At 64.3% G+C, this 22,387-nt stretch carries 16 protein-coding genes; 14 read left to right on the forward strand and 2 right to left on the reverse strand.

Annotation, left to right across the window (positions count from 1 at the left end; genetic code table 11):
* Window positions 1-99: 99 nt before the first annotated feature.
* The 14 genes from SALLO_RS18300 (at window position 100) to SALLO_RS0112500 (ending at window position 20,203) form a co-directional block, all read left to right on the forward strand.
* A complete protein-coding gene (locus tag SALLO_RS18300; protein WP_084696290.1) occupies window positions 100-582 on the forward strand; it encodes an energy transducer TonB in 483 nt (160 codons plus the stop codon).
* 67 nt (window positions 583-649) lie between these two features.
* A complete protein-coding gene (gene carB, locus SALLO_RS0112435) occupies window positions 650-3,478 on the forward strand; it encodes a carbamoyl-phosphate synthase large subunit (RefSeq protein ID WP_022836636.1) in 2,829 nt (942 codons plus the stop codon).
* A gap of 115 nt (window positions 3,479-3,593) precedes the next feature.
* Entirely contained in the window at window positions 3,594-4,103 is a 510-nt protein-coding gene (locus SALLO_RS0112440) for a hypothetical protein (RefSeq protein WP_040605774.1), read from the forward strand.
* A 90-nt stretch (window positions 4,104-4,193) separates the two neighbouring features.
* Window positions 4,194-5,645 carry an esterase/lipase family protein gene (locus SALLO_RS0112445; protein WP_157621446.1) on the forward strand — a complete coding sequence of 484 codons (1,452 nt, stop codon included), beginning with the start codon at window positions 4,194-4,196 and terminating at the stop codon, window positions 5,643-5,645.
* A gap of 199 nt (window positions 5,646-5,844) precedes the next feature.
* Window positions 5,845-6,831 (forward strand): oxygen-dependent coproporphyrinogen oxidase, encoded by a 987-nt coding sequence (hemF, locus tag SALLO_RS0112455; protein WP_022836640.1) that lies wholly within the window; start codon window positions 5,845-5,847, stop codon window positions 6,829-6,831.
* A gap of 87 nt (window positions 6,832-6,918) precedes the next feature.
* Window positions 6,919-7,077 carry a hypothetical protein gene (locus tag SALLO_RS18510; protein WP_157621448.1) on the forward strand — a complete coding sequence of 53 codons (159 nt, stop codon included), beginning with the start codon at window positions 6,919-6,921 and terminating at the stop codon, window positions 7,075-7,077.
* A 33-nt stretch (window positions 7,078-7,110) separates the two neighbouring features.
* Entirely contained in the window at window positions 7,111-9,000 is a 1,890-nt protein-coding gene (gene dnaG / locus SALLO_RS0112465) for a DNA primase (RefSeq protein ID WP_022836641.1), read from the forward strand.
* 86 nt (window positions 9,001-9,086) lie between these two features.
* Complete coding sequence (locus SALLO_RS0112470; RefSeq protein ID WP_157621450.1) at window positions 9,087-9,653, forward strand: hypothetical protein; 567 nt, start codon at window positions 9,087-9,089, stop codon at window positions 9,651-9,653.
* A gap of 35 nt (window positions 9,654-9,688) precedes the next feature.
* Window positions 9,689-12,163, forward strand: coding sequence for a PAS domain-containing sensor histidine kinase (locus SALLO_RS0112475; protein WP_022836643.1), 2,475 nt, complete (start codon window positions 9,689-9,691; stop codon window positions 12,161-12,163).
* 165 nt (window positions 12,164-12,328) lie between these two features.
* On the forward strand, window positions 12,329-13,840 hold the full coding sequence (locus SALLO_RS0112480) for a glycosyltransferase (protein ID WP_028567226.1): 1,512 nt from the start codon (window positions 12,329-12,331) through the stop codon (window positions 13,838-13,840).
* Between the two features lie 71 nt (window positions 13,841-13,911).
* Window positions 13,912-14,874: a hypothetical protein gene (locus tag SALLO_RS17925; protein ID WP_022836644.1), complete on the forward strand. Its 963-nt coding sequence runs from the start codon at window positions 13,912-13,914 to the stop codon at window positions 14,872-14,874.
* Complete coding sequence (locus tag SALLO_RS17045) at window positions 14,871-16,076, forward strand: anhydro-N-acetylmuramic acid kinase (RefSeq protein ID WP_022836645.1); 1,206 nt, start codon at window positions 14,871-14,873, stop codon at window positions 16,074-16,076. Before SALLO_RS17925 ends, SALLO_RS17045 begins: the two co-directional genes overlap by 4 nt.
* The gene (locus tag SALLO_RS17050; RefSeq protein ID WP_022836646.1) at window positions 16,073-16,825 is read left to right on the forward strand and encodes an acyl-[acyl-carrier-protein] thioesterase; all 753 of its coding nucleotides are present in this window, start codon (window positions 16,073-16,075) and stop codon (window positions 16,823-16,825) included. Before SALLO_RS17045 ends, SALLO_RS17050 begins: the two co-directional genes overlap by 4 nt.
* A gap of 123 nt (window positions 16,826-16,948) precedes the next feature.
* Window positions 16,949-20,203 (forward strand): S41 family peptidase, encoded by a 3,255-nt coding sequence (locus SALLO_RS0112500; protein WP_028567227.1) that lies wholly within the window; start codon window positions 16,949-16,951, stop codon window positions 20,201-20,203.
* Between the two features lie 45 nt (window positions 20,204-20,248).
* On the opposite strand, the gene otsB is transcribed toward SALLO_RS0112500, so the two are convergent.
* Entirely contained in the window at window positions 20,249-20,956 is a 708-nt protein-coding gene (gene otsB / locus SALLO_RS0112505) for a trehalose-phosphatase (protein ID WP_022836648.1), read from the reverse strand.
* A 13-nt stretch (window positions 20,957-20,969) separates the two neighbouring features.
* Window positions 20,970-22,334, reverse strand: a complete 1,365-nt coding sequence (locus tag SALLO_RS0112510) for an alpha,alpha-trehalose-phosphate synthase (UDP-forming) (protein ID WP_022836649.1) — start codon at window positions 22,332-22,334, stop codon at window positions 20,970-20,972.
* Window positions 22,335-22,387: the final 53 nt, after the last annotated feature.

The raw sequence follows: 22,387 nt of genomic DNA on the forward strand, positions 1-22,387 counted from the left end.
TCGGCGAACTGCACGGGCATCCAGAACACGTGCGTTCAATCCTTGAGCGCTCGGAGCCCGCGCAGCACGAAACATACTTGTCATGTATGTTGGGACGCTATGATCAATCCCTTTACAAATGTACAAGGAAAGCCGATGCGCAATGACCTCATGCGGTGCGCTCCGTTTTACATTCTGACGATTCTGTTTTTGAGTGCGTGTTGGAAAGGACCGAATGTAAGCCGCAAAGATGATCCGAAAGTGATATTTGCTGACCGGTATAATGTCCGTTACGACACGGTGTACGCCGAGAACGATATAGATACACCGCCCGCGCCCATTGGTGGGGTGATGGCCATCTACAGAAAATTGAGCTATCCCACGTATGCCCGGCGGTACGGTATCGAAGGAGTCGTACGCATTCGTTTTGTCGTTTCGCCCGAAGGGCAGCCGACGAATCCAGTAATCGTTCATTCTGCGCATCGGTTGTTAGACAACGCTGCAACAAAAGCTTTATTAAAGTCAAGATTTGAACCGGGTCGGTACAACGATCAACCGGTGCCCACGCAGATGACTCTGCCGCTTACGTTCGGCTTGCGGTGACGACGCGCGCCGGTTTTTCGACCCACTGCACGAGCATTCATCACACGCGAATTCAATCCTCTAGCAGATGCCCAAGCGGACCGACATCGACACGATTTTGCTCATTGGCTCCGGGCCCATCGTCATTGGCCAGGCGTGCGAGTTTGACTACAGCGGCACGCAGGCCGCGCGGGCCCTGCGCGATGAAGGCTACCGGGTCGTGCTCGTCAACTCGAACCCGGCCACCATCATGACCGACCCGATGACGGCCGATGCGGTTTACCTGCGCGACCTCACGCCCGACTCGATCAAGCAGATCGTGGCCGAGGAGCAGCCCGACGCGGTGCTGCCCACCATGGGCGGACAAACGGCCCTGAACCTGGCGCAAGACCTGAAGGACGAAGGGTTTTGGGCGGCCCACGGCATTGACGTGCTGGGCGTGGACATCGACACGGTGCAGATGACGGAGGACCGCCAGCAATTCCGCGACTTGATGGAAACCATTGGCATGGATCAGGCGCGCAGCCGCACCGCCAAGAGTCTGCTGGAGGCCAAAGAAATCACGCAGGAGCTGGGCGGGCTGCCGGTGGTCATTCGGCCGTCGTACACGCTGGGCGGCTCGGGCGGCGGCATCGTGTGGAGCGCCGACGAGTTCGAGCAGAAAGTGACCCGCGGGTTGGAGCTCTCGCCGGTGCACCAGGTGCTCATCGAGGAGTGCTTGTTTGGCTGGAAGGAGTACGAGCTGGAGCTGCTGCGCGACGCCAACGACAACGTCATCATTGTGTGCTCCATCGAAAACGTCGACCCGATGGGTGTGCACACGGGGGACTCGGTGACGGTGGCGCCGCAGCAAACCCTTACCGACAAGCAGTACCAGCGCATGCGCGACGGAGCGATCAAGGCCATGCGGTCCATTGGCACGTTTGCCGGGGGCTGCAACATTCAGTTTGCCTTTGAGCCCGGCACCGGCCGCATGATCGTCATCGAGATCAATCCGCGGGTGAGCCGCTCCTCGGCGCTCGCGTCAAAAGCCACCGGGTACCCCATTGCAAAGGTAGCCGCCCGGCTGGCCGCCGGATACACGCTCGACGAACTTCCGAACGAAATTACCGGCTCGACCAGCGCCTGCTTCGAGCCCGCCATCGACTACGTCGTCACAAAGATTCCGCGCTGGAATTTTGACAAGTTTGAGGGCGTCGACGAGGAGCTGACGACGCAGATGAAAGCGGTGGGCGAGGTGATGGCCATCGGGCGAACGTTCCCCGAGAGCCTGCAAAAAGCATGGCAGAGCCTAGAGATTGGCTACGCCGGCCTGGGCGCCGACCGAGCCGACGCCGACCGCGCCACCGTGCGCGAGCGGCTGAAGCGTCCACACTGGGACGGGCTGCTGCATATCCGGCATGCGTTCCGCTACGGCGCGAGCGTCGAGGAGGTGTACGACATCACCAAGATCGACCCGTGGTTCTTGCACCAAATCCGGCAGCTGGTGGCGCTGGAGGATCGCATCCGCGAACACGCGCTCGAAGCCATCGACGCGGCCTTCATGCAGCGCATCAAGCAACACGGCTTCTCGGACACCCAGATTGCCTACCTCGTCACCGACGACGTGACGGAAGATGCCGTGCGCGCCTATCGGAAGGGCCTGCAGGTACAGCCCACGTACCAGGTGGTCGACACCTGTGCGGGCGAGTTTCCGGCCGAGACGCCGTACTTCTATTCCAGCTACGAGACGGCTAACGAGAGCGTTGCAACCGATAGCGCGAAGGTGCTCATTTTGGGCAGCGGCCCCAACCGCATTGGGCAGGGCATCGAGTTCGATTACTCGTGCGTGCACGGGGTGCGCGCGGCCCGCGAGATGGGCTACGAGGCCCTCATGCTAAACTGCAACCCCGAAACGGTATCGACGGACTTCGACGTGGCCGACAAGCTCTACTTTGAGCCGGTCTTTTGGGAGCGCGTCCGCGACGTCATCGACCACGAGCAGCCCGACGGCGTGATCGTGCAGTTGGGCGGGCAAACCGCGCTGAAGCTGGCCGAGCGTTTCCATGCCGAAGACATCCCCATCTTTGGCACCGGCTATCCTACGATGGACCTGGCCGAAGACCGCGGCAAGTTTACCGGCGTGCTGCGTGACCTCGACATTCCATTCCCGGAGTACGGCGTGGCGCACACGGTAGACGAGGCCGTCGCGACCGCCGAATCCATTGGCTACCCCATCCTGGTGCGCCCCAGTTACGTACTGGGCGGGCAGGGCATGCGCATTGCCATCAACCGTGAGGAGGTGGCCACGTACGTGCAAAACATTCTGGACCTCTTTCCGGACAACGAGATTTTGCTCGACCGCTTCATCGAAGACGCGATTGAGCTTGACGTCGATGCGGTGTGCGACGGCGACGAGACGTGGATCACCGGCATCATGCAGCACATTGAGCCGGCCGGCGTGCACAGCGGCGACTCGACGGCCGTGCTGCCGCCGTACAGCTTGCACCCGAAGGCCGAGGCGAAGGTACGCACCTACGTCGCGCAGATTGCACAGGCGCTGGAAGTAAAGGGCCTGCTAAACACGCAGTTTGTGGTGAAGGGCGAGCAGGTGTACGTGATTGAGGCCAATCCGCGGGCCTCGCGCACGGTACCGTTTGTAGCGAAGGCCACGGGCGTGCCCATCGCGGCCATCGCTACGAAGGTGATGTTGGGCGCTAAACTGGCAGGATTTCGTGAGCAGGGGCTGCTCGAATCGTCGCTTACGGGCTACGCGCTCAAGGAACCCGTCTTTTCGTGGGACAAATTTCCGGAGGTGCCCAAGGAGCTGGGTCCCGAGATGAAGTCGACCGGCGAGGCCATCGCATTTGTCGACGAACTCACCGACGCGCACTTCCAGCGGCCGTACGAGATGAAGGACCTGTACTTGTCGCGATAAACCTGCTTGACCGCACAATGGAATAAAGTCTGCGGCGCGTAACGCTTGCCGAGATGCACACACTACAGACGTGAAGAATCTGTTAGTGAAACGTGCATTGACCCGTGCCGTCATCATGCCGACATCCAAAGCAGCAGCCCGGCCAACCAGCGATCACTCCAGCACAAACGCCAACGATGCGGCCCGTCAGTTGAGCATACGGGCCGCGGCCACGGCTGGCCTCGTAGGCGGTGTGGCGTTTTGCGGCGTCGAATATGGTTTGCAAGCCGCTGGCGTCGAAACGCCGGTAGGGCCGGTGCATCTCATCCCGACGGTGCTGGGCTTTGAGCCCGGCCTGGGCCAGGCCTCTCTATGGCTTCCCGTGCTGTTTATTCATGTCATGGTGTCGCTGGGCGCGGCCCTCGGCATTGGCTGGCAGGTGCACCGCCGCAGCACAGCCCGTGCCATACTGTTCGGGGCTGTAACAGGCCTTGGGCTGTACGCTTTCAGCTTTCAAATTATCAAGCCCGCCGTAGATACCGCCGGATTAGGCGTGCTGCAGCACTTTGGGGCTGTGCTAGCGTTTGCAGCGTATGGCGCAGGGGTGGCATGGATCTACCGCCGCGTGCAGGAACGTCTCTATTGACGGCCGACTATGGGCCAACCCGCAAGGTGAGCTAGGCTGTATGTTCTTCCTAAGCAGTGTACCAACGTTTTGAATACAGAAGGGAGTGCGATGCGTGCAAGGTGGCACACCGGCGTTCTTGCAATTGCCGGAACTCTGTTGGCGCTGGGTCTTACGGGCTGCAGCCAGAGCCGGCCTCGCCCGGATCTGAATCAGCTGTACGACCGTGCCGCGCAGTACCACGGCATCGAGCGCAATCCTATCATTCTCATTCCGGGCATTCTCGGATCGAAGCTTACGCACGCGCCCTCCGGTACCACGGTATGGGGCGCATTTACCGGCGAATATGCCAACCCGGAAGAAGCCCGCGGCGCGCGCCTGCTGGCGCTCCCCATGCAGCGAGGAAAATCGTTGCGCCAGCTTACCGACAGCGTGTATGCCAATGGAGCGCTTCAGTCTATCCGGCTTCGTGTGGCGGGGCTCCCCATTAAGTTAGGGGCCTACGTCAACATTATGCGCACTCTGGGGATTGGCGGATACCGCGACGCCTCGGGGGCTCTCAACGAGGTGAATTATGGAGCAGAGCACTTCACCTGTTTCCAGTTTGCCTACGACTGGCGCCGCGACAACGTGGAGAATGCCCAGCGCTTGCATGCCTTTATTCAGGAGAAGAAAGCTTACCTACGCAAGGAGTACAAGGAGCGCTATGGCGTGACGGATCCCAACATCCAGTTCGACATCGTGGCCCATTCGATGGGCGGATTGTTGCTGCGGTATTACCTGCGCTACGGGGCGCAAGACCTTCCGAGGGACGGATCGCTGCCGACGCTGAACTGGGCCGGGGCCCAACAGGTGGATCGTGTGGCGCTGGTGGGTACGCCCAATGCGGGAGCAGCAAAGGCACTTTACGAAATGGCTCATGGGAAGGATCTCTCGCCGGTGACGCCCACGTATCCGGCCGCCCTGCTCGGCACGATGCCTGCGGCGTATCAGTTGCTGCCGCGAAGCCGGCACGGCGCCCTCCGCGACGCCCGCGATCCGTCGATCGCCGTAGACTCGATTCTTAGCTACGACTTTTGGGTGCACATGCAGTGGGGGCTGGCCGACCCGGCCCAAGACCGTGTGCTTAAACAGTTGCTCCCCGAGGTGGAGCGCCGCAAGGAACGCCGGGCCATCGCGCTCAACCACCTGAAGAAGTCACTGCGCCGTGCGCGCCGCTTCTACCGATCGCTCGACACCACCGCTACGCGTCCCTCCGGGGTGCAAATGGCCCTCTACACCGGCGATGCGCTTCCTACGCTGCAGACGCTCACGGTCAATCGGCAGACCGGGGCGCTCAAAAAGTACGGCACCGCGCCGGGCGATGGCACGGTGCTTCGTAGCAGCGCCTTGATGGACGAACGTGTGAATGGTACCTGGCAGCCCTATCTGGTATCGCCCATCGACTGGTCAAACGTCACCATGATTTTTGAGGACCACGTCGGCATGACGCAGTCTACCGCGTTTGCCGACAATCTGCTCTACTACCTGTTGTTGCACCCCTACCGCGACGAGCGGTCGTAGCTGCACACACGGTCCATCCTCCCCCTATGAATCGAGGGCACCGGCCGGCTGGCCATGAACCCCTGTGGGGCGCATCCTGGCACCACGTCCCGGGATTTGCTCTCAAAGGGCATCAACGCAGTCCCGCATGAGCACGCGAACCCCTGTCGCATCACGTTCGTGAATGAAGTCCACTAGCTTGAGCAATGTCTGCCCCACCATGACCGACTCGTTTGACCGCGTAGACGACCTGCGCGAGGAGCCCCGCACCGACATCTCAATGGGCCACCGCATGCAGCGCTTTGTGGAGGCGCTCCAGCTGCGCATTACCCGGCGCTTAGAGGGGCTAGACCCCGACGGCGCGTTCAACGTAGAGCGCTGGTCGCATCGCGAAGGAGGCGGCGGCATCACGGCGGTTATTGAAGACGGCGCCGTGTTTGAGAAGGGCGGCGTAAACACCTCGGCCGTGCGGGGCGAACTGCCCGCCCGCATGGCGCAGGCCTTCGAGGTCGAGCAGCAGCCGTTTTTTGCCACGGGGCTTTCGCTGGTCATCCATCCCCGATCGCCTCATGTGCCCACGGTGCACGCCAATTTCCGGTACTTTGCCCTGGGCGACGACCTGATGGATCCGGTGGACCAGTGGTTTGGCGGCGGGGCCGACCTAACCCCGTACTACCCGCACCTGGAAGACGCGCAGCACTTCCACCGGGTATGGAAAGAGGTGTGCGACACGCACGACGACGTGGCCGACTACGACGCGTTTAAAACCGCGTGCGACGACTACTTCTACTTGCAGCACCGCGACGAAGCCCGTGGCGTGGGCGGTATCTTTTACGACTACCTGCGGGATGATCCCGAGGGTACGTTCTTTTTCAGCCGGGCGGCGGGCCGGCGGTTCTTGGAGTCGTACGTACCGATCGTAGAGCGCCGCAAAGACACGCCGGTCACCGAGGCGCAGCGGGCCTATCAGGAAATTCGGCGCGGGCGGTACGTCGAGTTCAACCTTGTGTACGACCGCGGCACCAAGTTTGGGCTGGAAACCGGCGGCCGCACCGAGAGCATCCTCATGAGCTTGCCGGCCCACGTGCAGTGGCGCTACGATTGGGCGCCCGCGCCGGACTCGCCCGAGGCGCATGCGCAGTGGTACTTCGCGGCCCGCGATTGGCTGCAGCTCACGCCAGACGACGTGCCGCCAGGGACGGCGTAACGCGCGGATCTACAGGCGAGCGTCTCGGTACGTAACGCCGGCGCTCCGGTGCCTTCGTGCTTCTCTCGTTTGTAGCCCCTTTTGTCGATGAAACGACTGCTCGTATTTACGGTGCTTGTACTTACCATGGGCCTTTCCTCGTGCCAGTGCTCCAACAAACCCCCGATGGCTCCGGTGGAGGATGAGCAGAGCCAGGCGGAGGTGCTGCCGCCCGCCGAGCCCCCCGCACGGGCCCTGCAGGCGTAGCGATGATTGGGGACGGGCGCAGGAGGTGCCGCCATGGCTATTCCCGACGAAACCCTCGACGAGGTACGCCACGCTGCGGATATCGTAGAGGTGGTGAGCGATTATGTGCGCCTCAAGAAAAGCGGATCGCGCTACAAGGGGCTGTGCCCGTTTCATAACGAAAAGACGCCCTCGTTTAGCGTCGATCCGCAGAACAACCTCTACTACTGCTTTGGGTGCCAGCGCGGCGGCGATGTCTTTCGCTTCGTGCAGGAGATAGAAGGCGTCGGCTTCATGGAAAGCGTGCGCCTCCTGGCCGATCGCTTCGGCATCCCGCTGCCCGACGACACCCGCAACCCCGAGGCGGCCAACCGCAAGGAAGCGTGCTACCGCGCGTTGCGCTTTGCGGCGCGGCACTTCTACAAGCAGCTCACGCAAACAGCGGTGGGGGAGCCGGCCCTCGCCTATCTCAAGGATCGCGGCTTCACGCCGAAAACGATCAAGCGGTTTGGGCTGGGCTATGCGCCGGACCGGTGGGACGGCCTGCTGGAGGCGGCGGCCGAGGCGTCGATTGCGCCCGACGTACTCGAAGACGCTGGGCTTGTGTTGCCTCGCAAGCGGGGCGACGGGCACTACGACCGCTACCGCGGCCGCGTCATCTTTCCAATCTTCTCGCACATCGGAAAAGTGGTGGGCTTCGCGGGGCGCGTCTTGGACCGCGACAGCGACCAGCCCAAGTACATCAACTCGCCGGAGACGGACGTGTACCACAAGAGCAAGGTGCTCTACGGCCTCCGGCAGGCCAAACGCGCGATCCGCGACGTGGGCGAGGTGCTGGTGGTGGAAGGCTACACCGACGTCATCGCCCTGCATCAGGCCGGTGTTCAGCACGCGGTGGCCACATGCGGAACGGCGCTCATGGCGCAGCAGATTTCGATTCTGGATCGGTTTGCGCAGCGCGTGCTGTTGCTCTACGATGCCGATGCGGCCGGCGCGCGCGCGGCGGAGCGCGGCCTCGACCTCATCCTGGACGAGGGGCTGGGCGCCTACGTTGTGCAGCTGCCCGACGGCGAAGACCCCGACTCGTACGTGCGGGCGGAAGGGGCCGACGCCTTTCGGGCCTACGTGGCCGCCGAGCGCCAAGACCTGCCGGCGTTTCTGTACGACCGCGCCGAGCGCGAGGGCCGGCTCGATACGCCCGAGGACCGCGTGGACGTGCAACGTGCCATTATGACGTCGATCGCAAAGATTGACGACGAGAACCTGCGGCGCGAGTACGTGCAGCGCGCCAGCGACGTGCTTGCTGTGCCCGATGCGGGGCTCTTTCGGATGATGGAGAACGCCCGTGAGGAGCAACACTCCACCAAACAGCGGCGGGCCGCGCGCGAGCAATCGTCGGGGCCGGGCGGTACGTCGTCGCGCGAACGCCCCGATGCCCCGCCGGCCGAAGACCGCACCATGCGCCCCGAGGAGCACATTTTGTTGCGGGTCATGCTCGAAGGCGGTGCGCCGCTCATCAAGCACGTGATGAGCCATCTGGCCCTCAGCGAGTTTACCGAGGGCCCGCCGCGCACGATGGCGCGGCACCTGCTGGAGATGTACCAGGCGGGCGACGTCCAAACCGATCGGTTTGCAAAGGGCGCCTTTGGCCCCAAGCTGCAGTCGCTCGCCACCGCCGTGCTGGCCGACGAGCACGAGCCCTCGGCCAACTGGTCGACGCGCGATGTGCGCGTACCCCGCCTCAACGAACATCCGACCGAAGCCGCCAACAGCTCCATGAAGCTGCTCAAGCTCGACCGCGTCGACGAAGCCATCGACGCGTGCCGCGCCACAACGTACCAAACCACCAACCCCGAAGAGGTGCGGCGCCTGCAGGAACGTCTGAGTGCGCTCCTCCAGCTGAAGCGCAAAATTAAAGCCGGTGCGTTTCTGAACAGCAACTGATGCGCAGCCGTTGCGTGACAATACCGCAGCACACGGCGCCTGTACCGTACATGCCCTGTAGCCTTCTTACCTTTTCGCTTATGAAAATGCCCATTGTACGCTGGACGCTTGCACTTTTATTGGGAATACTCGTGGCAGGCTGCGACGCGGGCGGGCTGAACGTGCCAGACACGAACACCATCGTGCTCAACGACCCGTCGAACCCCACCCAGGTCACGTACTCCTTTCGCTACACGCCCGACGACGTAAACGGCCAGGGCGTCATCGAAGCCCTTTCGGAAGGGCGCGACAACCTCGGCGACATTCTCGCCCAGTACGGCTTTCGGCGGAGCGACATCGTGGCCGCGCAAGTGTCGAACGTCGTGCTTACGCGTATCTCCAACCAGTCAACCGCCAAGGTCTTTCCGTACCTAACGAGTGCCAACGTGTACCTGCAAGGCCCCAATGGGCCGCACATTGCCCGCCAGCGCCCGCTCTCCAGCGAAGCGCAGGTGGAGCTTCGCGTGTTGGATGCAAGCATCCTCAGCGTGCTGCAGGAAGATCCTGCCCGCGGTTACCTGGAGCTTGAAGTGGCCGACCCGTCCAGCATTCCGTCGAGCGGCGACCGGGTGGAGGTGACCATCACCTACCGGATCGAAGTCCCGCAGCCGTAGCCTGTGCTTGGGCCTTCACTTGAACACCCGCACCCATGATTGAGATACTTGCGCACAGCATTGAGGCGTGGTTCCTGGCCTGCGGCGCGGCCGCTGCGGGGTTGGCCCTGCAACACCAAGAAGCGCCAACGAAGCCGTCGGGCGAACCGCCGGCCGATCTCCTGGCGCACGTCACCGACCTGCTATCGGTGTACAGCGCAGACGGCACCTGTCGCTACACGGCGCCCTCCATCCGGTCGGTCTTAGGCTACGCGCCGGAAGACGTGATTGGCACCAACACGCTGCGGCTCGTGCACCCCGACGACCACGAGCGCGTGCGCGAGGGTCAGCAGGCCGCCCTCAAAGGAGAAAACGTGCAACTGGAAGTGCGCGTGCGCCATGCCGATGGGCGCTACCGGTGGATTGAGCTGCGCGGCCGGCTGCGCGAGACGGAAGTGTCCGATGGCCCCGAGCTGGTGGTCACCGGACGAGACGTTACGCAGCGACGCGAACAGGAAGAAGCCCTGGAGCGCAGCAAAGCCCGGTGGCAACGGCTCGTCGAAAATCACATGGCGCCCATCCTCATCACGGTGCAGGGCACCATCCGCTACATCAACGACAGCGGCGCGCGCTACTTTGGGGCCGAAGCGCCCGAAGAGCTGATCGGCCGGTCGGTACTGTCGTTCGTCGATCGGCCCACCGCCAACGTGCTCGCGCAGCGCGTCCAAAAGATTCAGGCGGGGCAGCCCACCGCGCCGTACGAGCACGCTTTGCATGCGCTCGATGGCACCACCCGGCGCGTCTCCTCCTACTCGGTGCCCATCCAGTACGAAGGCGAGCGCGCCGCGCAAACCGTGGTGCGCGACGTGACCGACTGGCGCCGCACGCAAGCCAACCTGCGCTATCGCATTCACCTGGAGCATCTCGTCGTGGACCTTTCCACGCGGCTCATCAAGACGCCCGCCGAGGCGACCGACGCGCTCGTGGAGGAGGCGCTGGGGCGCGTGGGTCCCGTGGTGGGCGCCGATCGTGCCTATGTCTTTCAGCTTGATGCGGCCCACGAGCGCATGTCGAACACCCACGAGTGGGTGGCCGAGGGCGTCTCGCCCGAAAAAGAAAACCTGCAAGACCTTCCGTTCGATGCCTTGCCGTGGTGGATTGAGCGGCTACAAACGCTGGAGCCCATCCACCTCACGTCGCTAGAGAGCCTGCCGCCCGAAGCCGAAGCCACCCGCGAGGTGCTCCAGGCCCAGTCCATTCAGTCGCTTGTGGTGGTGCCCATGACGAGCGGCGGCGCACTGACCGGGTTTGTGGGCTTCGATGCGGTACAGCGCCAGCGGACGTGGACCGACGACACCATCATGGTGCTGCGCGTGCTGGGCGATATTTTTACCAATGCGCTGGAGCGCAAACGATCGGAGGAGGTGCTGCGCAAGCGCGAAGCCCGCTATCGTACCGTCGTGGAAAACGTACACGACGTGGTATTTCGCGTGGATGCGCAGGGGCGCTTCACATTCCTCAACGATGCCTGGCCGCGCACCACCGGATTTACCACGGACGAAGCGCTCCACCAACCGCTGCAGCACTACCTCGACCCGCCCACCGACACGGCGCCGCCGCTGTTTCCGCAGCGCCCCCGGGCCACCCAGCGCGAGGCCCGCTTGTACACGGCCGAGGGCGACACCCGCTGGGTGCAGTTTGTGCTACAGCCGGTCCAAACGGGCGAGGGCGCGCCCAGCGAGTACGTGGGAACGCTTCACGACATTACCGGGCGCAAGCAGATGGAAGAGCAAACGCGGGAGGCGCTGGCCCGCGAGCGCGAACTGAGCCGGTTGCAGTCGAGCCTGGTGAGCATGGTCTCGCACGAATTCCAAACCCCGCTGGCCACCATCCGCAGCTCGGCCGAGATGATCGCACAGCACTTTGAGCAGTGGGGCCCCGAAAAGCGCGAGAAATACCTGCGCCGCATCCGCAAGCAGGTCGACCGGATGTCGCGCCTCATGGACGACATGATTACCACAAGCCGCCTCGATGCCAAACATGCCGAGCCAAAGTGGGACGCGGTGGCATGGCGGGCTTTTGTGGAGGACCTGATGGACGACCTGTCGCTGAATTACGCCGCCGTTCGCCGGCTAGAGGTTCAGGGGCCCGCGCAGGACACCATCACCGCCGATTCGGACCTGCTCTACTACATTGCCAGCAACCTGACAGAAAACGCGCTGAAGTACAGTCCGAACGACACGACGGTGCGCATGGCGCTGCAACAAACCGACGAACGGTTGCGCCTGACGGTTTCAGACAATGGCTACGGCATTGCTTCAGACGACCAGGAGCACCTCCTGGAGCCGTTCTATCGCGGAAAAAACGTGGAGCAGATCCCGGGATCGGGCCTTGGCCTCACCATTGTGCAGCGGGCCGTGAATATCTACGGCGGTACGCTGGCCATCGAGGGCACCGAGGCCCACGGAACCACCGTTACGGTGGATCTGCCGTTGGGGCCTGCGCTTTCCGCTTCCGGCGGCGCCGACTAACGATTCCGTTATGCGCGCCAGTCGTCACGTTCCAAGGTGTAATTCATCGGGGGCGCACGCGTAAATCACAGATATGGTGCGTTCTTTCATGAATTGATCTTGCGTTCTACGGGTAACGGTTGATAGGTTAAGGCACGAACCCCTTTTGGAAAGCGTATCGTTTATATGCTTGCTGTCTTGGAGGCCGTCATTCCGGCCCTCTACGCCATTTCGATTGGCGTGCTAACCCTATATGGTGGAAATTTGCTGTGGCTGGCGCTGCATCATGCCTGGAACACCCGCACAACGGATGGGCCGGTGCCGGTGTCTGACGCGCTGCCCACGCCGGATGCCACCTGGCCGGTGGTTACCGTGCAGCTGCCCATCTACAACGAGGCCGAGGTGGTCAAGCGCCTCATCGATGCCTGTGCGGCACTGGAGTATCCGCGCGACCGGCTGGAGATTCAGGTGCTCGACGACTCGACCGATCACACCAAGCAGCGGGTGGCCCGGCGCGTGGCCTACTGGCAAGCGAAGGGGCTCGACATTACGCACGTGCACCGCACCGACCGCACCGGCTACAAGGCGGGGGCGCTGGCCAACGGGCTGCAGGCGGCCCGCGGCTCGCTCATCGCCGTGTTCGATGCCGACTTCCTCCCGCAGGCCACGTTCCTTCGCGAGATGGTGCCGCACTTTGACGCGCCCGACGTGGGCATGGTGCAGGCCCGGTGGGGCCACATCAACCAAGACGACTCGCTGCTCACCAAGGTGCAGGCCTTTGGCCTCGATACCCACTTCGCCATCGAGCAGCACGTGCGCGAGCAGTCGGACTGCTTCATGAACTTCAACGGCACGGCCGGCATCTGGCGCAAGGCGTGCATCGAGGACGCCGGCGGCTGGCAGCACGATACGCTCACCGAAGACCTCGACCTGAGCTACCGGGCACAGCTCAAGGGCTGGCGCTTTAGGTACCGCCCGCGTGTTGAAGTGCCCGCCGAGTTGCCGGCCGACATCAACGCGCTCCGTACGCAACAATTCCGGTGGACGAAGGGCGCGGTGGAGACGGCCCTGAAGATGGCCGGCCGCCTGTGGTCGTCGGGCCAGCCGCTGCGCGTTAAGGCGGAAGGCACCATGCACCTCACGGCGCACTTCGCGTTTCCCTTCATCGTGCTGGCGGCCCTTACGCATGCGCCGCTGCTCTTTCTGAAGAACATTGGCTACGGGCCCGGCGAGCTGTTTTTCGGCATCATGGGCTTTGGCCTTTTCGGGTTTGTGGGGTTCTTTCTTGCGCAACTGTTTGCCCAGCGCGCGCTCTATCCGGATTGGGTGGAGCGCCTGAAGCTCTTTCCGGTGTTTATGGCGGGCAGCATGGGGCTCGCGCTGAGCAACACGCAGGCCCTGTGGCAAGCGTTGCGCGGCAAAAAGACGGCGTTCGTCCGTACGCCAAAGTATGGCGATTCGAACACCCGGCGCTGGTGGACGAGCCGCTACGCGATCTCGGAGCTGCCGCCCATGGTGTGGATTGAAGCAGCCTTTGCGCTCTATTGCACCATGGGACTCGGCGTTACGTTGGGCCTGGGCGAGTGGGCGGCTGTGCCGTTCCAGGCCCTATTTGCTGCTGGGTTTACAATGATTACCGTCTCCAACATTCAGCAGGTGCGCGCCGTGCAGCAATCCACCGCCCCCGTGCAAGCATAGCCCGAACGTTGGGGCGGGTCAGCACGTTATGTAAACTTCCCCGTTTGTTTTTCGGCATCCGCTTGGTGACTATGGCCGTTTCGGATATTCAACAGGTGCTTACCCTGCTGCAGCGCGATGCCATTGAGGAGGCCATTGCCCAGTTGCAAGCCAAGGTGGATGAGATGCCGGCGCATCTGACCGCCCACGTGCTGCTTGCGCAAGCGTACGAGTCGACGAAGCAGTGGCGCCTGGCGCTGCGCGCGTGGGAACAGGCGTACTTCCTGATGCCCACCAGTCCGGTGATCGCCCGCGGACGTCGGCGCACGCTCGATCAGCTGGGGGATACGCCCATCGAGGAACATCAGCTGCGCAAGGCATCGGTGCGGCATTACGCGCAGCAGGCGGCCGACGACGAATCCGACGCCCGCGAGGATCCGCCCACCGACGAGTTCGAAACGGATGCGCCGGAGGGCCCGCCCACCGACGAATTTCAAGCACCCGGGGCGGCCAACGGCACCGCCGATGCCGACGCCCCGCAGACACTGTACGATGCTCGCCTCGATCCCGCAGATGCACAGGCGGCCGATGATGAAGCGGGTTCGGAGGAACCGGAGGCTGGCGATAGTGCTGACGATCCACTGAGTGGCCCGGCCGAGGGCGGACTGGAAGACTTGCGTGCCCAGGCCGACGCCGAGGCGCGTCGCACAAGCGAGCCGCAGCGCACACTTGAAGCGCTGGAGGAGGAGCTCCCCGACGCCCCGCGTTATGATGTGGGCACCGACGACCTGGACCGTCTCATTGAGGAGTTGGAAGCGGCACGCATCACGCCCAATCCCGACCTGAAGGACCTGCCCGAGCCTGACCTCACCGACACGTCGGACGATCTGGTTTCGGAGACGCTCGCCCGCATTTACGCCGCGCAGGGGCAGTTTCAGGAGGCGGCGCGCATCTATGTGAAGCTGGCTTCGCAGGAGCCGGGCCGCGCCCGCGAGCACCTGGAGCAGGCGGCTACAATGCGCGAACGTGCAGAAAATGACGAGGCCGATGCATGACCGCACCGCCGCCCGAGCGCCTCGTTGTTGGAGTGATGAGTGGCACGTCGCTAGATGGTATTGACGCGGCGCTTGCCCGCATTGCCGGCACGGGGCGCGCGCTCACCGTCGAGCCGTTGGCGTTTGCGCACACGCCCTACCCTATCGACCTGCAACAGCGCATCCGCGAACAATCAGCCCCCGAGACGTCTGCGGTGCCCGCCCTTGCGCGCCTCAATGTGCGCCTCGCCCGGGGCTATGCCGAGGCCGTGGACGCGCTCTTGGCCAACGCATCCGTTCCACGATCGGCGGTGGATGTTGTGGGATGCCACGGGCAAACGGTGCAGCACGTCCCGGACGCTGCGCCGTGCGCGGGGGTGCCCACGCGGGCGACGCTGCAACTGGGGGACGGCCCCACGCTAGCCACTCTTCTGGACTGCCCGGTGCTCACCAACTTTCGCACCGCCGACATGGCGCGGGGCGGTCAGGGTGCACCGCTGGTGCCTTATTTCGACTACGCACGGTTTCAGTCGGAGGACCAGACGCGCCTGCTGCTGAACCTGGGCGGCATTGCCAACCTGACGCTGTTGCCAGCGGACGGCGCGCTTGGCGACGTGCGCGCCTTCGACACCGGTCCGGCTAACATGGTCATTGACGCACTCGCGGATTGTCTGTTTGACGCGCCCTACGACCCCGACGGACAGCACGCGGCCGCCGGTACGCCGAACCACGACGTGCTCGCCGACTGGCTTTCGCATCCTTACTTTGCCGAGCCGCCGCCGAAGTCCACCGGCCGCGAAACGTTTGGCGCATCGTTTGTCGAGCGGGTGCGCGCCGACCAGGAGCGCCACGGCCTCTCCGATGCCGACACCCTCGCGACCGCCACGTTGCTCACGGCCGCCTCGGTGTATCAGGCGTATGCCCGCTTCCTGCGTACCGAACATGCTGCCGACGCCCTCATCGTCTCGGGCGGCGGCGTGCACAACAGCACGCTCCTGCAGATGCTGCGCGATGCGTTCTCTCCGATCCCCGTACACACCACGGCGCACTACGGCATCAACCCGGACGCCAAGGAGGCGCTGTGCTTTGCGGTGCTCGCGCACGAGTGGTGCAACGGCGTGGCGACCAACGTACCCGCCGTTACGGGTGCCGAGGGCCCGGCCCTGCTGGGCAGCCTGAGCCGTCCGCCGTCTGCCATCACCGCCCCCTGCGACTGCTTATGACGGATGCCCCTGCCGTTTGGCGCGAATCGTTTCCGGTGTATGCCCACCAGGTGCTGCCGCGCGGCACGGCCTCGGTGCTCACGCTGAGCAACATCTTTCAGGAGGCGGCGGGGCACCACGCCGATGCGTTGGGCGTGGCCATGGAGGATCTGATGGCCGCGGGCCGCGCCTGGGTGATGGCGCGCTTTAAGATCGCCGTCGAGCGCCTTCCGCGTGCCGGCGACGCAGTTGCGGTAGCGACCTGGCCCTCTGGCCTGGACGGCGCGTACGCCACCCGCGAATTTATCCTGCGCACCCCCACCGGCGACCGCCTGGCGGCGGGATCGAGCGCGTGGCTGGTCATCGACACCGAGCAGCGGCGTCCGGTGCGCCCGCCGGCGGCCCTGCACGCCCTCACGCCGCCCGACCGCGAGCCGCCCGTGGCGCCGTCGTTTGCCTCCCTTAACGTGCCGTCTGCGCCGCCGCACCGCCGGGCGTTCCGGGTGCGCTACCACGACCTCGACCTGAACGACCACGTGAACAACGTGCGCTACGCCGAGTGGGCCGTTGAGACGCTTCCCGTGGCGCACCTGCGCGGGCATCGGTGCACGGCACTGGAGCTCCACTTTAAGGCGGAAGCGGTGGCCGGGGATGCGGTGGAAGGCCATGCAGCGCCTGCGGAATCTCAAGCTTTTACGCATGCCATCGTGCGGCCCAGCGACGGGCAGACGCTGGCCCTGGCGCGCACCGCGTGGAGGCCCCTTGCGTAGCGCCTGCTGAGCTTCGCAACGCCTATGTGACGTTTGTAACGCAGCGGGCTCGCACGCTTGCACCCGCTTCCGACAGGCCCTACGTTACTTCATGATCTTCTCTCCAGACGCTTGCTTGCTGTTATGACTCGTCGTTTGCTTCTCGTTTGTGCGATGCTGCTGGGCACGGTTGGCGCGGCCGCCGCACAAGACGATACGCCGCTCGTCCGTTTTCCGGCCCTTAGCCCCGATGGCGAATCGGTGGTGGTGTCGTACCAGGGCGATTTGTGGATGGTGCCCGCCACCGGCGGCCGCGCCCAACGCCTCACCGTACACGAGGCATACGATGCCCACGCCCGCTGGAGCCCCAACGGCAGCCAGATCGCCTTCACCAGCGACCGCTACGGCAACGACGACGTGTTTGTGATGAGCAGCACCGGCGGCCGCCCCGAGCGCCTCACCTACCACGAGGCCACCGATGCCTTGGGCGGCTGGACGCCCGACGGCGCGCTGCTGTTTTCCACCGACCGGATGTTTGTGCAGGCCGAGTGGGCCCGCGAGATCCACCGCGTGTCGGCACAAGGCGGCACGCCCCAACGCGTGCTCAACGCGGTGGGCTACATGCCGCGGATGTCGCCCGACGGCCGCTTTATCGCCATCGCCCGCGGCGCCAACCGAATCACCAAGAAAGGCTACACCGGCCCGGCAAACAAAAACCTCTGGATCTACGACACCCAGAACGAGACCTACCAGCAGCTCACCACCGAGCCGCATAACGACTACGCCCCGGTGTGGGCGGGGCCGCGCACGCTTCTCTTTATCAGCGAGCGCACCGGCACCTACAACGTGCACCGCCTGGCCCTGACCGACGCCGGCGCCGCACAGGGCGCGCCCGAAGCCATCACGACGTTTACCGACACCGGCGTCCGCGCCTTTTCCGCCAGTGCCGATGGCCAGCGCATCGCCTTTGAGCGCGCGACGAGCGTGTACGTCATGGATGTGGGCGGCGCGCCGGAGCGCCTGAACATCACCGTCCCCTCCGATTACCGCTACCTGCCCACCACCAAGGAGACCCTGACCAACGGGCTGCGCGACTATGCCGTATCGCCCGATGGCGACCAGGTGGCGTTTGTGGTGCGCGGCGAGATCTTCGTCAAAGACCTTGACCCCGAGGAATCGCGGGCGGTGCGCCTCACCACGCATGCCTACCGCGACCGCGATGTGACGTGGCTGAGCGACTCGACGCTCGCGTTTGTATCCGACCGCGCCGGCGATCAGTACGACGTGTACCGCCTCGCCTCGTCCGATCCCGAAACGACCGATCTGTACGAAGCGCTCACCCACCGCGTCACGCGCCTCACCAGCACCCCCGAAGACGAGCGGCTGTTGGCCCTTGCGCCCAACCGCGAGCGTATCGCCTTTCGGCGCGGCTCGTTTACGGGCTATGGCGCGGCGCAGCTGCTTACGGCACCGGTTACCGCCGATGGGTTTGGAGAAGAGACCGTGCTGGTGGACAGCTGGTCGGCCCCGGAGCGTGTGGCGTGGAGCCCCGACAGCAAGTGGCTGGCCTATGCGCGCCCCAACCTCAACTTTAACAACGACATCTTTATCCACGCGGCCGACGGCTCGCGGGCGCCGGTGAATGTGAGCCAGCACCCGCGCGGCGATTATCAGCCCGTGTGGAGCCCGGACGGCTCGAAGCTCGCGTTCGTCTCGGAGCGCAGCGGCGGCTCGCGCGATGTCTGGTTCGCGTGGCTCACCGAAGAGGACTGGGAAAAGACCAAGCGCGATTGGCAGGAGCTCACGGAGGAAAAAACCGAAGGCGACGCTGCCAAGGATGCCGCGGACGACACCCCGCCGACGGTCGAAATCGACTTTGAAGGGCTGTACGAACGGATGGTGCGTGTGACGGCGCTGCCTGCCAACGAGAGCAGCCCCGTCTTTACCAAGGACGGCGATACGATCTACTTCGTCGCCGGGCAGGGCGGCCGCACCGGCGACTACGACACCGATGTCGACTTGTACCGCATTAAGTGGGACGGCACCGAGCGGACACGCGTCACCGAGGGCGACCGCTCGCCCCGTGGCGTGCGCCTTGGGCCTGCGGCCGAGCACGTATACTTCGTGCACGGCCGCGGCCAACTGGCGCGCGTGCCGGCCGGCAAGGATGCGCTGGAGCGCCTGCCCTTCCGCGCCGAGATGACGATCGACCATGCCGCCGAGCGGCAACAGATCTTCAGCGAAGTGTGGAGCGCGCTCAACCTTGGCTTCTACGATCCCGAGTTTCACGGCGATGATTGGGGCGCGCTCCGCGAACAGTATCGCCCGTGGGCCCTCAGCGCCTCCACCATGCGCGACTTTGCCGACATGGTAAACCTGATGCTGGGCGAGCTAAACGCCAGCCACATGGGCTACTACGCCGGCGACCGCGCCGAGACCGGCGACACCGACACCGGTCTACTGGGCGTGGCGCTGCAGCCGGTGGCCAACGGCGTGCGGGTGGAACGCGTGGTGCCGCGCGGCCCGGCCGATCGTGAGATGAGCCGCCTGTATGCGGGCGATGTCATTACGGCCGTGAACGGCCAATCGGTGGCCGAAGTGCCCAACGTGTATGCTCTGCTTGATGGCACCGTGGGCGAAGAGGTGCTGCTCACCGTGGCGGGCGATGACGGCACGCGCCGCGTGCGCATCCGCCCCACAGCCGACCTCGACGACGAGCTGTACCGCGAGTGGGTGGAGGAACGTCAGCGCTTGGTTGAAGAGTATTCCAACGGGCGCCTCGGCTACATTCACATTGAAGGGATGAACTGGGTGAGCTTTGAGCGCTTCGAGCGGGAGCTCTATGCCAACGCCCACAACAAAGAAGGGCTCATCATCGACGTGCGCTACAACGGCGGCGGCTGGACGACAGACTACCTGATGACGGTGCTGAATGTGCGCCGCCACGCGTACACCGTGCCGCGTGGGGCCACGCAGAACCTGGACGCCAACCACACCAACTTCCGCGCGCACTATCCCTTTGGCGAGCGGCTGCCGTTTGCGGCATGGACGAAGCCCACGGCGGCGCTGGCGAACAACAACAGCTACTCGAACGCCGAGATCTTCTCGCACGCCTTCAAGAACCTGAACCACGGCCCGCTGATTGGCGAGCCCACGTTTGGCGCGGTCATCTCAACCGGCGGCGCCCGCCTGATCGACGGCTCGTACGTGCGCATGCCGTTCCGCGGGTGGTACGTCTACCAGACGAACAAAAACATGGAGCACGGCCCCGCGGTGCCCGACGTAATGGTGTCGAACCCGCCGGACGCGAAAGCCAAGGGCAACGACCCGCAGCTGCGTCGGGCCGTTAACGAGTTGCTGGAGACGATTGGCGGGCAGAGCGCCAGCGCCACCGAGTGAGCGCCGGTTCAGCGCTCCGCTTGGGCGTGCCGATCGGGGCCCGCCTCAGTCCGACACGTACTGCTTCAAGTAGTCGATGACGGCCGGCACGTCAGCGAGGCGATGCGTGGCGGCCGTCTCCCCGGCGCCCACTTTCACGGTGCAGGTGGGCCGGTTGAGCGTGTGCAGCGCTTCAAACGCATCCTCGTCGGTCACGTCGTCGCCAATGTACAGCGGCTGGCGGTCGGGGAAGCGCTCGGCGATGCGCGTGACGGCCGTGCCCTTGCTGAGGCCTTGCGGGCGCAGCTCCACCACCTTTTTGCCCCAGATGGCTTCCAGGAACGAGGGGATGGCGCGCGCCCACGTCTCGATGCGGGCGCGGGCTTCGTCCTCGTCGGCCTGGCGGTAGTGCAGGGCAAACGACTCGTCCTTGTCCTCAACCTCAACGCCGGCCACGTCGGGCACGGTGCGGCGCAGTTGCGCGAGCGCCGCGGCGGCATCTTCGGGCATCAGGCGCTGAATCTCGCCGCCAATAACGCCCTCTTGCGCGCCGTGCAGGCCAATAGCGTGCAGCGGCATGTCCACCAGCGTGGCCAGCGACTGCAAGTTGCGGCCCGTCACAATCCACAGCGGGTAGCGGGCATCCAGCGCCTCCAACACCGGCGGGGCCTCGGGATGCGGATACGCCGCGCCGGGGTCGTCCACGATGGGCGCAAGCGTGCCGTCGTAATCCAGAAAAAAGAGCGGGTCGGCAAGTACAGGCGGGGGAGCCATGACAGCGGGAGCATTAGGCAGTCAGCGATGAGAGAAAAGCCTGGGCCCAGCGATGCACGTCCAGCTCGCGCACGCTCTGCTTGAGGCCGGTGAGGCGCTCGCGGCGGTCGGCGTCGGGCATCTCCAGGGCTTCTTTAATAGAGCGCGCCAAGCCGTTTTGGTCGTAGGGGTTGACCTGCAGCGCCTCGGGCAGCAGGTAGGCCGCACCGGTCAGTTCCGAAAGGATCAGCACGCCGTTTTGCGTGGCGGTGATAAACTCTTGGGTGACGACGTTCATGCCGTCGCGCAGGGGCGTGATGAGGGCCGCATCGGCCGCGCGGTAGAAGGCGCACAGCTCGAACTGTGTGTACGTGCGGTAGCGGTAGTTGACGGGCACCCAGTTGTCGCGTGCAAACTGTCCGTTGATGCGGCCTACCGCCTCGTCCACCTCGCGCTTCAGCTGCTGGTACGACTCCACCTTGGTGCGGCTGGGCGTGGCAATCTGGTAGAAGCTGACGCGCCCGTGGTATTCCGGATTTTCCTCCAGAAACTGCTCGAAGGCTTCCAGCCGCGAGAGCACGCCCTTCGTGTAGTCGAGGCGGTCGATGCCAATGACAATGTGCTCGGTACCGAGACGCTGGCGGAGCTTCTGGGCCTTTTCTACGACGACCTCGTCTTCGGACATCTGCTCGAAGCGATCCACCTCAATCCCGATGGGATGGGCCTCCACGCGGGTCGTATGGCCGTCGAAGTGCACGGCGTGATCGCTCACCTCGGCGCCCAACAACACACGGGCGCTCTCCTTAAAGTTCTCCACGTACTCCTCCACGTGAAAGCCAATCAGGTCGCAGCCCAGCATGCCGCGCAGTAGCTCGCGGGCCCAGGGCAAGATGCGGTACACTTCCATCGCGGGCCACGGGATGTGCCAAAAATGCCCGATGGTGGCGCGGGGGCGCTCCTGCCGGATGAGGCGCGGCGCCAGCATCAGGTGGTAATCCTGAATCCAGATGACCTCGTCGTCGCCTGTGGGGCTCTCGTCGAGCGTCGCCTCGGCAAACTGCCGGTTCACGTCGCGATAGGTTTCAATGAAGCCCTCGTGCAGGTCCAGGTGCTGGATCATGTAGTGCGAGAGCGGCCACAGGACGCGGTTGGCCATGCCGTAGTAGTAGCCGTCGAGCTCGTCCTCGGTGAGCGGCACGCGGCGCACAAGAAAGTCGGGGTCATCGGCAGGAAACGGCTGCCGCACGGGCAGGTCGGGCTCTTCGCCCATGCCCACCCAAATGCCGCCCTGCTCCTCTAGCACCGGGAGCAAAGCCGTTGTTAGGCCGCCAACAGACGTTTCCCATCCGTTGTCGGTTGCGCGAATGGGGACGCGGTTTGCTACCACCGTTAAGCTCAAAGCAATAGAAGATCTATGAAACGGAATGCAGGGGCGATGTCGCTAAGATAGGC

Source organism: Salisaeta longa DSM 21114, assembly GCF_000419585.1.
In the GTDB taxonomy this organism is placed as follows: Bacteria; Bacteroidota; Rhodothermia; order Rhodothermales; family Salinibacteraceae; genus Salisaeta; species Salisaeta longa.